Consider the following 13,103-nt stretch of genomic DNA (forward strand, 5'->3'; position numbering starts at 1 on the left):
AACTAAAGAAATTGACAGAAATAAAAATCTCTGCCCGGACACGTCGAGGTGTGTCCAGACAGAGATTTTTTGTGCACTGTGCGAAAATATAGATTGTCGCAAACGACCGCGCGAGATGCGAGTAACAAAAAACGGACACAGAATAGATATTTCTGTGTCCGGATGTTTGGCTGTATTACAGTGCCGTCGCTTTCGGCAGCGTAAAGATAAATTCCGACCCGACCCCCTGGGTGCTGATCACATCAATATTTTCCCCGTGTGCCTGTATGATCTCTTTTACGATCGCCAGCCCGAGTCCTGTTCCCTTCTTATCTTTTCCTCTGGAGAGATCCGACTTATAGAAGCGGTCCCAGATCTTCTTGATACTTTCCTTCGGAATACCGATTCCCGTATCCTTCACGGAAACAAAGACTTTCTCGTACTTCAGCGAAGTCTGGATATAGATTACAGAATTCTCACGGCTGAATTTAATGGCGTTGTCGATCAGATTGTAGAGTACCTGCTGGATCTTACCGAGATCCGCATACACCATCTGGATATCCGCAGCGAAGGTGAGATCCAGAACGATATCCTTGGCATTGCAGGTTCCTTCAAAGGTTGCCGCAGTATCTTTAATAACGCGGTTGATGTCGAAGTTGCTGCGGGTCAGGAATCCTTTGCTGTCGAGAGAATTTAACGTCAGCATGCCCTGCGTGAGCTTGTTCAGACGCTCGGTTTCAGAGATCAGAATGCCGAGGTATTTGTCGTAAAGTTCCGGCGGGATCGTTCCGTCCTTGATCGCCTCGAGGTATCCTTTGATCGAGGTCAGCGGGGAGCGGAAGTCATGGGAGACGTTCGCGATGAAGGAGTGTTGGTATTCCTCCATTTTATTTAACTCACTGGACATATAATTTAAAGTATTAGCAAGATATCCCATCTCGTCGGCGGAAGTTACCTTGATCGTGTGATTTAAGTTCCCGGCCGCATATTCTTTTGCGCCTTCCGTGATCTTCTTTAAAGGGAAGAAAACGGTTTTTGTGAAGACGAGGAGAATAATCAGGGACAGGATGAAGATGACCAGTGCCGTAATGTATACAATGTTCAGAATACGGTCTTCCCCATGAACGATCTGTTCGATAGGCATGTGGATCACCACGTATCCATACGTGTTAAAATTTCCTGTGATCGGTGCGATGACAGACAGCATGTCCTCATCAAACATGCCGAAAAATCTGCCGGTCATGTACGAGCGGTTTCCCGCCGCTGTGGGGTCAAAACCATCGATGGAGGTGCCGATGTGGGAGGCAGGAGATGTCTCCGCAACGACGCTGCCTTTCTGGTTGATGACCCAGGCCTGGGCCTTTAAGTAAGTGGCGACAGCCTGTAGCTGCGGGTTGGCTGTCGAAAGACTGATATTTTTTCCCTGATAGATATCGCTGTAGGTGGAGGCGAGAAGATTTGCCTCATCATAGAGGGATTCGGATCGTTCCTCCAGAAGATACCGGTAAGTGATCTCGGAGGACATGGTCGCGATAAAAATGAATCCCAGAAGACCGAAGACGAGATATCCCAGAAGGAATTTACTGTAAAGAGAACGGGTCATCGTCTTACCTCGAATTTATAACCGATCCCCCAGACGGTGGACAGCGCCCAGTTTTCATCGTCGCGGATCTTCTCGCGAAGGCGTTTGATGTGGACGTCTACGGTCCGGGTATCGCCGATATACTCATATCCCCAGATATGGTCCAGCAGCTGCTCACGGGTGAAGACCTGATTCGGGGAGGAAGCAAGGAAATATAAGAGTTCCAGCTCCTTTGGCGGCATGTCGACCGAATGGCCTTTATAGAGGACTGAATAGTTCGTCAGGTTGACGATCAGGTTCGGATACTCCACATATTCGCCCTGCTGTTTTGTCGCAGCGGATATGCTGACCGGAGCCGCCTGATAACGGCGGAGAACAGCCTTGACTCTGGCGACAAGTTCTTTTGAATCGAAAGGCTTGATCATATAGTCGTCAGCACCGAGCTCCAGACCTAAAACTTTGTCGAAGACCTCGCCCTTTGCGGACAGCATGATGATCGGTACCTGGGAGGTCGTTCGGATCTCCCGGCAGACCTGATAGCCATCCATGCCCGGCAGCATCAGGTCGAGAAGGATCAGGTTCGGCTTAAAGACCGGAACCTCCTTCAGGGCGGATTCTCCGTCCCCGACGATCTTTGTATCATAACATTCTTTCATCAGGTAGAGGGAAATTAACTCTGCAATATTCTCGTCATCATCAACGATGAGAATTCTCTGTTTATCGACCATGGAGGTCTCCTCCTTCTAAAGTTTATCGTAAAGATTGAGATTTTTGCCTGTAAAGCAGGGCAGGTTTCCATTTCCTATATGATTTCAGGTAAAATCGAAACCTTTGCGGTTGACATAACTTCAAAGCAGCATCGCTCTGGCAAAATCCAAGGTAGTTTCGATTAAAAGTTACTTGAAGGTCACAATAGTAACTCCCGTATCACCTTCTCCGAACTCACCGAGCCGGAATTCTTTCACATATTTGAGCTTTTTCAGATGCTTATGGACCGCAGCTCTCAGAGCACCGGTTCCCCGTCCGTGTACAACGCGGACCTGCGGAAGATGGGCGAGGTAAGCGTCATCCAGATATTTGTCGAGGACAGGCATCGCCTCGTCCGTGGTCATTCCGATCAGATTGACTTCCGGGGAGACAGAGAAGGACTTCGCCATCTTGATCTTTCCGCTTCCCGTGTTGTTCCGCTTCATGGCAGCCGGATCGAGTCCCGGTCCGGATACGGATGCCTCGTCTAAAAGTTCCAGATCTTTGATATTCACAAGGGAGCGCAGGATCCCCATCTGCACATAGAGATCGCCTTTTGCGTTCGGCAGTGTGCTGACAGTTCCCTTTAAGTTCATCGTGAGAACTTTGACACCGTCGCCGATCTTTAATTTCTTCGGCGAGATCGTCTTTTTCGGTCCCTTATTGTTCTTGAGACTTAAGTTTTTATCGACTTTGTCCAACTTTTCGCGGAGCTTTGTCCGTTCGGCTTCCAGTTCTTTTCCGACACCGGAACTTGCGGCGAGCTTGTTGATATTCCGGATCGTCTGGTCAGCGGTCTCCTTTGCTTCGCGCAGGATCCGCTGTGCTTCCTCGTTGGCATTCTTTAAGAGCTTTTCTTTCCGCTCGTCAAGACGCTCTTCCTTCTGCTCGATATTCTTCTTTAAGCGGGAGATTTCTTCTTTATAGCTTGCAATCTCTTCACGCTCTTTCTCGATCGTCACGCGGCTCTGTTCGAGGTTCGCGAGAAGATCCTCAAATGCCTCATCATTGGATTCGAGGTGTGTTTTCGCGTCGTCGATAATATAATCCGGCAGACCGAGCTGCTTGGAGATCGCGAACGCGTTGCTCTTTCCCGGAATTCCGATGAGGAGCTTGTAGGTCGGACGAAGTGTCTCGACATTGAACTCGCAGCATGCATTTTCGACACCCGGAGTAGACAGGGCAAATACCTTTAACTCACTGTAGTGGGTGGTCGCCATGGTCCGGCACTTCATATTGTGAAGGAAGGACAGGATGGAGATCGCCAGTGCGGCACCTTCCGTCGGGTCTGTTCCGGCACACAGCTCATCGAAAAGACAGAGAGAGTGGCTGTCTGCCTGATTTAAGATCTTCACAATATTCGTCATATGGGCGGAGAAGGTACTTAAACTCTGCTCGATGCTCTGCTCGTCGCCGATATCCGCGAAGACTTCATCAAAGACGGAAAGTTCTGATCCGTCAAAAGCCGGGATCTGAAGTCCGGACTGTCCCATCAGGGTAAACAGGCCGACCGTCTTTAGGGAGACGGTCTTACCGCCGGTATTCGGTCCGGTCACGATCAGCAGGTCGAAATCTCTTCCCATCCAGATATTGATCGGAACGACCTTTTTCGGGTCGAGGAGCGGATGACGGCCGTCTTTGATATGGATGTAACCTTTCCGGTTGAATTTCGGCATGGAACAGTTGTAGATCCTGGCCAGGGCCGCCTTCGCGAAGATGAAATCCAGCTTTGTCAGGATCTCAAAATCTGTTGTGATCGGCTCGATATACGGAACAAGTTCGGTACTCAGGGCAGCCAGGATCATCTCGATCTCTTTCTGCTCTTTTAATTCCAGTTCACGCAGCTCATTGTTCAATTTGATGATCGCCATCGGCTCGATAAAGAGTGTGGAACCGGTGGAGGACTGGTCGTGGACCATTCCGGCAAACTGGCTCTTGTACTCCGCGCGGACCGGGAGACAGTAACGCCCGTCGCGCATCGTAATTACGGCGTCCTGCAGCATGGTCCGGCTGGAATTTAAGATCGCGTTCAGCTGAGTGTGGACTTTGTCCGCGGTGATCTTCATCTGGCGGCGGACATGGTGGAGTCCCGGACTTGCGTCATCGGCGATCTCATCTTCTCCGAGAATACAGCGGGTGATCTCACTGTTGACATTTGTCAGCGGTTCCAGTGTCCGGAACATCTCATCAAGAGAATCGTCAGGCAGCTCTGTATTTTCCGGGTGACGGCCGTAGTTTTTCGCACGCGCCGCGCATGTCAGAAGTCCGCTGACGGAGAGGAGTTCCATAATGCTTAAGGAACTGCCGATCTCCAGGCGTTTTAAAGAATCTCTCACATCCCGGACTCCGGCCAGTGAGAGACTTCCTTTCTGGCGGACTCGGGTTACAGCGTCCGCGGTTTCCGTCTGCGCCTGAACGATCTCGTTAAAATCTGAGGACGGGGTCAGTTCCCGGCACATCTTCTTTCCGGGTTCAGACGCCGCACAGTCAGTCAGGCGTTCAATGATTTTATAATATTCAAGTGTTTTTAATACTTTCTGATTCATAGGTCGATCCTTTTTCCTTTCAATGGCAGATATTTGATTTCATTCACTGCCAGTTACAGTGCGCGGGCAGGGACGCCCGTGTCCGGTAACAAGATTCCTTTTTATGGAATATGCAGAGATTTCAGGCGAAGATGCCTGTCTGCACAGAAAAAGTATAACACAAACAGTTCAAATATCATAGGGATTTTTTCCTGTGAAAAGTAACAGGGATGCTCTCACTCAGGACCCGTGGGCACCAAGTTTTTCTTGCATAATAAGTAGAAAAAAATTATAATGGAAAAAAGATAGGCTAAAAGCAAAGAATCCGCAAATGTGACAGGATCTTGATGGATATTTGCCCGCAGCAGAAAGAATTCCGGATTGCTGCGAGATATGAAAAGGAGATTTTTTCATGTCAGATACACCTAACGAAAAAAATTTTATGAGAGAAAAGATCGTAAAACCCCCGATCGATAAGCGCAGGGCCGCAGGCCGGATCCTGTGCTATGTTCTTTTTGCGGTTGTTTTCGGCGGCGTTGCGGCGGTAAGCTTTGTGGTATCCCTTCCGACAGCAAAAAAAATTCTGGGAAAAGACCAGCCGGCAACATCCGCGCCGATCACGATCGAGCGCGACCAGGATCCGTCCGGCGAACCGACACCGGTGGAGACGATGGCGGAGACCACAGGAGAGGGGATCCGCTCGGAAGACCTGAAGGACGAGGTGGAAAAGATCGTTGGGGATGCCATGGAAAAGTTCCCCTGGACGACGAAAAACCTGACCGAGTTCAACGATGCGTTCCGGAACATCTACCTGGAATCAGAAAAAAGCATCGTGACAGTCTCGGCGGTGAAAAACGATGTGGACTGGTTTGACAACCCTATCGAGACGACGGGACAGTACGCCGGGATCATTATCGCGGTAAACCCAAGCGAAGCGCTGATCTTAACAGAACAGAGCGCAGTGGCGGGAGCTGATTCCCTGCGTGTGACCTTCGGGGATGGATCAATAGCGGCAGTGGAATTAAAATCCCAGGATTCAACAGCCGGGATGGCGGTTGTCAGTGCGAAGATCGCTGATATTGAAGAACAGACGGTAAACTGGATGAAGGCGGTGGAGCTTGGAAATTCCTATTCCGTCCGCACCGGGGACATGGTCCTCGCAGTGGGAAGTCCGTCCGGACATGTCCATTCCGTCAAACAGGGACTGATCTCCTATGTGGCGAAAGGTGTCCAGGCAGTGGACGGTCAGACCCGTATCCTGTATACAGAATTTGAGAGTCATGCGGATGAGGGAACATTCCTTATAAATCTTTCCGGTCAGCTTGTGGGTTGGGCGACGTCCATTTATCAGGCCGGGGACAACACACAGGCGGAAGATAGGACGATGGCAATGCCGATTTCGGAGTACAAGGGCGTGCTCCAGAAACTCACAAACGGACAGTCCGCTCCGTATTTTGGAATCCGCGGCCAGGATGTGACCTCCGCGATGATGGAGAGCGGGATCCCGAGCGGTGTGTATATTACAGATTCCATTGCAGATGGGCCGGCTTATAATGTGGGAATCCAGAACGGGGATATCCTGACAAAGTTTGATGATCTGGAGATCCAGACGATCCGGGACTTCCAGAACCGGCTGGAGGAGACAAAGACCGGGGATACCGTGAAAGTTACAGTAAAACGGAAGTCTATTGATGAATATAAAGAAATAGAGTATCAGGTAACGATCGGAGCCAGGTAAACATACCTGGCTCAGCGATTGTGTGAGAAGTATGACCGATCAGAAAAGGAGAAATTATGAGATTTATTGAAACATTCCGGGAAGGAAATCACATTTCGGATGTATATCTGTGCAAAACAAAACAGATCGCACTTACAAAAAATGGAAAAGAGTACGGATCTCTTGTACTTCAGGATAAGACGGGAACCGTTGACGCGAAGATCTGGGAGCTGAGTTCTCCGGGGATCAATGAGTTTTCCGCTTTGGATTATGTATATGTCGATGCGGATGTGACCCTATTCCAGGGACAGAACCAGTTAAACGTAAAGAGGATCCGCAAGGCAGACGAAGGTGAGTACCATCCGGCAGATTATCTTCCGGTGACGACGAAGGATATCCCTGCGATGCAGCATGAACTGATTCAGTACATTACGACGATCAAAAATGAATATCTGAGAAAACTTGCATCCGGTTATTTTAATGATCCGGAATTTATGAAGGCATTTTCCTTCCACTCAGCGGCAAAGAGTGTTCACCACGGTTTTGTCGGCGGACTTTTAGAGCATACGTTAAGTGTCGTGAAGATGTGCGACTATTTCAGCAAACAGTATCCGCTGATCAACCGCGATCTTCTTCTAACAGCAGCGATGTTCCATGATATCGGAAAGACAAAGGAACTTTCTGCATTCCCGGCCAATGATTATACGGATGACGGACAGCTTCTCGGACATATCATCATTGGTTCCCAGATGGTAAAGGAACGGATCGATGCGATGCCGGGATTCCCGAAAAAACTGGAGAGTGAGCTGATCCACTGCATTCTTGCCCACCATGGCGAGCTGGAATACGGTTCCCCAAAGAAACCGGCGCTGATCGAGGCGATGGCGCTGAACCTTGCGGACAATGCGGACGCGAGAATGGAGACGATGACAGAGGTGTTAAGAGGAGCCGGTGACAACATGGGATGGCTCGGTTATAACCGCTTCATGGAGACAAATGTTCGCCGTACGAGCGAAGAATAGAAGATAGAGAATAGAGAGAACCTGCCGTTATGCACTGAAAAAGATGCAGACGGCAGGTTTTGTAAGTTGTAGAAAAATTGGTCCGTCCAATTCGATAAATCGTGCAAAATTTCACTGTGAATTTGCTGGAGACGGACACATAAGAAAGTATGTCCGTTATACAAAGACTTATGTGCGCTGGAAAGCGATAAGAACGTGCAAAGATAAAAAAGAAGCGGTTGACAAAATCAATTTTCTGACTAAAATGATTGTTGTTCATATTCAAATGCGATGAACGGGACAGGACTTTCTAACAGAACCTCATTCAGAGAGCTGCCGGATGGTGCGAGGCAGATAGGAAATTAGAAGGTTATCACCTGGAAGCAGCCGGGATGAACAGCTCAGTATAGTAATTCCGGACGGAAACCTCACCGTTAAAAGGGGACCGATTCATCTGAGAGTACAGCAGATACTTGAGGAGGATGGGACTGAGAGGCCGGTTTTCCGGCAACAGAAGTGGTAACGCGGAGAATGTTAGATCCTTCGTCTTCTAAGGGAGTGATCCCTGTGGAGACGAGGGATTTTTTGTTTTGTACGTAGATTCCACAGCGATTTTTGCCGTATTTTCAGGATCGTTTGAATATGGATGGACTACAGGGACCGGAACTTGCGACATTCCGGTATGACAAAATGAATTTACAAAGGAGTGAAATGACATGAACACATTAGTAATCGTTCTCATCGCAGCTGTGTGTCTGTTATGCGGATATATGGTATACGGACGCTGGCTGGCAAAGACCTGGGGCATCGACCCGAAGGCAAAAACACCTGCCTATACACATGAAGATGGACAGGACTATGTACCGACAAACGGCTGGATCGTTTTCTCACACCAGTTTTCTTCTATCGCAGGTGCCGGTCCTGTAACGGGTGCCATCCAGGCGGCTGCATTCGGCTGGGTTCCGGTTCTTCTCTGGATCCTTGTCGGCGGTATCTTCTTCGGAGCTGTCACAGACTTCGGAGCTCTTTACGCAAGTGTAAAGAACGAAGGTAAGTCCATGGGACTTCTGATCGAAAAGTACATCGGTAAGACCGGTAAGCGGTTATTCCTGATCTTCTGTTGGTTATTTACCTTGATTGTTATCGCAGCCTTTGCTGACATGGTTGCAGGCACATTCAATGCTTATACGGTTAAGGATGGCGTTACAGAGCTGGCAGCGGCGGCTCAGACAAACGGCGCCGCAGGCTCCATTTCCATCGCATTTATCGTATTTGCTATGGTTTTCGGTGTTCTTCAGAAGAAGCTCAACCTTGAAGGTAAGGGCGAGTTCTTCGTAGGACTTGCATGCACGGTTGCATCTCTTGCAATCGGTATGGCATTTCCGTTGATCGGCGGTAAGGACGCATGGACAGGATTCACATTTGCGTATATCTTCTTTGCATCTGTTCTTCCGATGTGGCTCTTAAAGCAGCCGCGTGACTACATGACAACATTCATGTTTGCAGGAATGATCCTCGGCGCTGTTGTCGGTATTGTTGTTGCGCATCCGAACATGAACCTTCCGATGTACACAGGTTTTACAAATGAGAAGCTTGGAAACATGTTCCCGATCCTTTTCGTAACCGTAGCATGCGGAGCCGTTTCCGGTTTCCACAGCCTTGTTTCCTCCGGTACTTCCTCCAAGACCGTTGAGAACGAGAAAGATATGTTAAAAGTTGGCTACGGCGCTATGGTTCTTGAGAGCCTCTTAGCCGTACTTGCACTCTGCGTAGCAGGCGCAGCTGCAGCCGCTGACGGTACTGCAGCTGCAGGAACTCCGTTCCAGATCTTCTCTGCAGGTGTTGCAGGACTTCTTGAGATGTTCGGTCTTCCGATCTACATCGCACAGTGCTTCATGACTATGTGTGTATCTGCACTTGCTCTTACAAGCCTTGATGCAGTAGCACGTATCGGTCGTATGTCCTTCCAGGAACTCTTCTCCGTAGACGATATGGAGCACGCAGAGGGCTGGAGAAAATTCCTCTGCAACAAGTATGTATCCACAGTTATCACACTTGCATTTGGCTATGTCCTCACAAGAGTCGGCTACTCCAACATCTGGCCGTTATTCGGAAGCGCAAACCAGCTGTTAAGCGCACTTGTTCTGATCACTCTCTGCGTATTCTTAAAAGTAACAGGCAGACAGAACAAGACCCTGATCGTACCGTGCGTGATCATGCTCTGCGTAACCTTCACAGCACTGGTTCAGAGAACCATCGCTCTTGTAGGCGCATTCAGCGCAGGTACTGCAGTATTTATGGTTGAGGGACTTCAGCTCATCGTTGCAATCCTGCTTATGGTTCTCGGCGTGATCATCGTTGTCACATCCGGTAAGGAACTGTTAAACAAGAAGGCAGGTTCTGAGGCGAGAGCATAAATTGCGGTTTACATAATGTGTAACTTGTATATTTGATGAATAGAGACCGGCTTTCCGGTTCCACAGATTCTCTGCGGGGCATGGAAAGTCGGTTTTTTCGTTCTGTTTATGTGTTGAGGGGTTGCAAATGCGAGAGGAATTCCTGTATACTTAAGAAAACTTAGAAAATCACAATATTTATTATAGAAGGAACAAAACATGGAAATCAAGAAGAACGATAAATTTACAGTGACCATCGAGGATATGGGGGAGGACGGTGCAGGTATCGGCCGCGTGGACGGATATATCTGGTTCGTGAAGGATGCCCTGATCGGGGATACGATCGAGGCGTCAGCCATGAAAATGAAAAAAAATTACGGCTTTGCCCGCCTCGTGCGCGTCATCACCCCGGCAAAAGGCCGCGTGGAGGCGAAATGTCCGGTGGCGAGAGCTTGCGGCGGATGCCAGCTTCAGGAACTGGACTATAAAGAACAGTTAAAATTCAAGGAAAAGAAAGTATACAATCATTTAAAACGTATCGGCGGCATGGAAAACCTGTTCCTGCCGGAAGAGGCGGACCAGGCAGCAGGAGTGCCGGACGCAGTCATCATGGAACCGATCATCGGAATGGAAGACCCGTGGAGATACCGCAACAAAGCGCAGTATCCGATCGGACGCGGAAAGGACGGAAAACCGACGGCCGGATTCTTTGCCGGACGGACCCACTCCCTGATCTCGGTACCGGAGCTGGACTGTTTGCTTGGCTGTGGGGAAAATAAGGATTATCTGGCGGCAGTGCTGAAATTTATGGAAGATTTCGGCGTTGAGCCATACGACGAGGCGAATCATAAAGGACTCGTCCGCCATGTCCTCTTGAGAAAAGGTTTCGCCAGCGGTGAACATATGGTATGTCTCGTGATCAACGGAAAGAAGCTGCCCCATGAGAAAGAGTTCATCGAGCGGATGCGTGAAGTCGGCGCGGACAGTATCTCCCTGTCCTTCAATATGGAAAAGACAAACGTGATCCTGGGAACTGAGATCAAAAATCTCTACGGGCCGGGTTATATCACGGATAAGATCGGAAGCATCGAATATCGGATCTCTCCGCTATCGTTCTATCAGGTAAACCCGGTCCAGACAGAACGTCTCTACGGAACAGCACTGGAATTCGCTGATTTAAACGGCGGCGAGACCGTATGGGATCTTTACTGTGGAATCGGAACGATATCATCCTTCCTTGCACAGAAGGCGGGGAAGGTCTGCGGCGTCGAGATCATCCCGGCTGCCATCGAGGACGCGAGAGAGAATGCGAAGCGCAACGGCCTTGACAATGTAGAATTCTTCGTCGGAAAAGCCGAGGAGGTTCTTCCGGAACAGTATGAAAAAAATCATATCAAAGCCGATGTGATCGTTGTCGATCCGCCAAGAAAGGGATGTGATGAGCTCTGCCTTGAGACGATCGTAAAGATGGCACCGGAGAAGGTCGTTTATGTGAGCTGTGATTCCTCGACGTTGGCAAGAGATGTGAAATATCTCGGGGAGAACGGTTACGCTGTAAAACGCGTCAGAACCGTCGATATGTTCGGAATGTCCGGGCATGTGGAGACGGTAGCGTTATTAACTAAAAAAGATATCACGTCTTGCTGACGAGAATTAACTAAAAGTTCAGCGATTGCAAAATTTGCAACAACGGTAGAGAAAATTGAAAAATCGAAGGGATATAAAATGGAACAGGAATACATCATTCTCCAGATCCAGGAAGATGATTACGGCTGTGAGGAACGCTCTGCAGGGGCAAAGAAAACCGTTCTCGTCCGGCTGAAAGACGCTAAGGGAAACGAGCGGCTGACCCGCCAGGAAGATGACTGGCTTTATGAGCAGGGGATTGATGAAGGTGATTTGGTAGTATTAACGGAGAATCACCTGTATAAGAAAATGGAAGAGAGGTAAATAAAGATGGAATTACAGACAAAACGACTGATTTTAAGACCATGGCAGGAGAGCGATGCAGAGAGCTGCTATGAATACGCGAAAGACCCGCAGGTCGGTCCATCTGCCGGCTGGCCGGTACACACGAGTGTGGAGAACAGCAGAGAGACGATTAAAAACGTATTGTCGGCCGATGGAACGTATGCGGTCGTATTAAAAGCTTCCGGAAAACCGGTCGGCTGCGCGGGATTAACTGTGGGAGCTGCCAGCAATTTAAAGCTTCCGGAAGATGAAGGTGAGATTGGCTGCTGGCTCGGCGTTCCGTACTGGGGACAGGGAATCATCCCGGAGGTAGTACAGGAGCTGATCCGTTATGGATTTGAGGATCTGGGATTAAAACGGATCTGGTATGCGTTTTTTGATGGGAATGAAAAATCAAAGCGCGTGGCGGAGAAATGCGGATTCAGCTATCATCACACGAATGAAAACCTGGAGTGGAAATTACTGAACAGGACAGTTACAGAGCATGTGTATGTTCTTGACAGGCATAGAAAGTTATCTGGTGCGCAGTAATTCTGAGAGAAATTTGTCAGCTTGCGCTGACAGAAATTAAACGCCAAGTCTTACGTGTGCTCGACTTAAAAGAAAGAAGGAACCCCGAGAATGAAAAAACTTATGATCGCGTCCGACATCCACGGCTCCGCATACTATTGCCGGAAAATGCTGGAGGCATTTGACCGGGAACAGGCAGACCGCCTGTTGCTTTTGGGCGATATTTTGTACCATGGACCGAGAAATGATCTCCCGAAAGAGTATGCGCCGAAGGAAGTCATCAAAATGTTAAATGAGCGGAAAACGAAAATCTTCTGTGTCCGCGGAAACTGCGATACGGAGGTTGACCAGATGGTGCTGGAGTTTCCGATCCTTGCGGATTACGCGGTATTTCCGGCGGCAGACCGCCTGATCTACGCTACTCATGGCCATCACTTTCATATGAACCAGCTCCCGCCTCTCCAGCCGGGAGACATTCTCCTCCACGGCCACACGCACATTCCGGCGTGGGAACCGTTCGGGGATGGAAATCTGTACCTGAATCCGGGTTCCGTGTCGATCCCGAAAGCGGAAAGTGAACATAGCTATATGCTCCTTCAGGATGGGAAAGTGATCTGGAAAACACTGGAAGGAACTGCTTATCATAGTGAATGTTTATAAAAACGTCTCAATGGT

General features: G+C 49.1%; 10 protein-coding genes and 1 other annotated feature. Of the genes, 7 read left to right on the forward strand and 3 right to left on the reverse strand.

What is annotated here, in order from left to right:
• Nucleotides 1-175: 175 nt before the first annotated feature.
• The 3 genes from GPK90_RS01995 to GPK90_RS02005 form a co-directional block, all read right to left on the reverse strand.
• On the reverse strand, nt 176-1,582 hold the full coding sequence (locus GPK90_RS01995; RefSeq protein ID WP_215702016.1) for a sensor histidine kinase: 1,407 nt from the start codon (nt 1,580-1,582) through the stop codon (nt 176-178).
• Entirely contained in the window at nt 1,579-2,289 is a 711-nt protein-coding gene (locus GPK90_RS02000; RefSeq protein ID WP_118298216.1) for a response regulator transcription factor, read from the reverse strand. Before GPK90_RS02000 ends, GPK90_RS01995 begins: the two co-directional genes overlap by 4 nt.
• A 168-nt stretch (nt 2,290-2,457) precedes the next feature.
• A complete protein-coding gene (locus GPK90_RS02005; RefSeq protein WP_118532237.1) occupies nt 2,458-4,854 on the reverse strand; it encodes an endonuclease MutS2 in 2,397 nt (798 codons plus the stop codon).
• A gap of 391 nt (nt 4,855-5,245) precedes the next feature.
• Here GPK90_RS02005 and GPK90_RS02010 point away from each other — a divergent pair, with 391 nt between their 5' ends.
• The 7 genes from GPK90_RS02010 to yfcE all read left to right on the forward strand — a co-directional run bounded on the left by GPK90_RS02010 (nt 5,246) and on the right by yfcE (nt 13,088).
• Nucleotides 5,246-6,571, forward strand: coding sequence for a S1C family serine protease (locus GPK90_RS02010; protein ID WP_215702017.1), 1,326 nt, complete (start codon nt 5,246-5,248; stop codon nt 6,569-6,571).
• A gap of 56 nt (nt 6,572-6,627) precedes the next feature.
• Nucleotides 6,628-7,572 (forward strand): 3'-5' exoribonuclease YhaM family protein, encoded by a 945-nt coding sequence (locus tag GPK90_RS02015; protein WP_118321794.1) that lies wholly within the window; start codon nt 6,628-6,630, stop codon nt 7,570-7,572.
• A gap of 261 nt (nt 7,573-7,833) precedes the next feature.
• Nucleotides 7,834-8,105 (forward strand) — a binding site (T-box leader).
• 162 nt (nt 8,106-8,267) lie between these two features.
• On the forward strand, nt 8,268-9,968 hold the full coding sequence (locus tag GPK90_RS02020) for a carbon starvation CstA family protein (protein WP_215702018.1): 1,701 nt from the start codon (nt 8,268-8,270) through the stop codon (nt 9,966-9,968).
• A 198-nt stretch (nt 9,969-10,166) separates the two neighbouring features.
• Nucleotides 10,167-11,594: a 23S rRNA (uracil(1939)-C(5))-methyltransferase RlmD gene (rlmD, locus tag GPK90_RS02025; RefSeq protein WP_215702019.1), complete on the forward strand. Its 1,428-nt coding sequence runs from the start codon at nt 10,167-10,169 to the stop codon at nt 11,592-11,594.
• Nucleotides 11,595-11,672: 78 nt separating this feature from the next.
• The gene (locus tag GPK90_RS02030; protein ID WP_118298211.1) at nt 11,673-11,897 is read left to right on the forward strand and encodes a hypothetical protein; all 225 of its coding nucleotides are present in this window, start codon (nt 11,673-11,675) and stop codon (nt 11,895-11,897) included.
• 6 nt (nt 11,898-11,903) lie between these two features.
• The gene (locus tag GPK90_RS02035; protein WP_215702020.1) at nt 11,904-12,449 is read left to right on the forward strand and encodes a GNAT family N-acetyltransferase; all 546 of its coding nucleotides are present in this window, start codon (nt 11,904-11,906) and stop codon (nt 12,447-12,449) included.
• Between the two features lie 90 nt (nt 12,450-12,539).
• On the forward strand, nt 12,540-13,088 hold the full coding sequence (gene yfcE / locus GPK90_RS02040; RefSeq protein WP_118532245.1) for a phosphodiesterase: 549 nt from the start codon (nt 12,540-12,542) through the stop codon (nt 13,086-13,088).
• Nucleotides 13,089-13,103 lie beyond the last annotated feature (15 nt).

Origin of the sequence: Clostridium sp. MCC344, assembly GCF_018785365.1 — a bacterium.
Classification (GTDB): Bacteria; Bacillota; Clostridia; order Lachnospirales; family Lachnospiraceae; genus Pilosibacter.

Coding starts and splice junctions, on each gene's coding strand:
- GPK90_RS01995 (WP_215702016.1), bottom strand. CDS start 1,582: ATGACCCGTTCTCTTTACAGTAAATTCCTTCTGGGATATCTCGTCTTC.
- GPK90_RS02000 (WP_118298216.1), bottom strand. CDS start 2,289: ATGGTCGATAAACAGAGAATTCTCATCGTTGATGATGACGAGAATATT.
- GPK90_RS02005 (WP_118532237.1), bottom strand. CDS start 4,854: ATGAATCAGAAAGTATTAAAAACACTTGAATATTATAAAATCATTGAA.
- GPK90_RS02010 (WP_215702017.1), top strand. CDS start 5,246: ATGTCAGATACACCTAACGAAAAAAATTTTATGAGAGAAAAGATCGTA.
- GPK90_RS02015 (WP_118321794.1), top strand. CDS start 6,628: ATGAGATTTATTGAAACATTCCGGGAAGGAAATCACATTTCGGATGTA.
- GPK90_RS02020 (WP_215702018.1), top strand. CDS start 8,268: ATGAACACATTAGTAATCGTTCTCATCGCAGCTGTGTGTCTGTTATGC.
- rlmD (WP_215702019.1), top strand. CDS start 10,167: ATGGAAATCAAGAAGAACGATAAATTTACAGTGACCATCGAGGATATG.
- GPK90_RS02030 (WP_118298211.1), top strand. CDS start 11,673: ATGGAACAGGAATACATCATTCTCCAGATCCAGGAAGATGATTACGGC.
- GPK90_RS02035 (WP_215702020.1), top strand. CDS start 11,904: ATGGAATTACAGACAAAACGACTGATTTTAAGACCATGGCAGGAGAGC.
- yfcE (WP_118532245.1), top strand. CDS start 12,540: ATGAAAAAACTTATGATCGCGTCCGACATCCACGGCTCCGCATACTAT.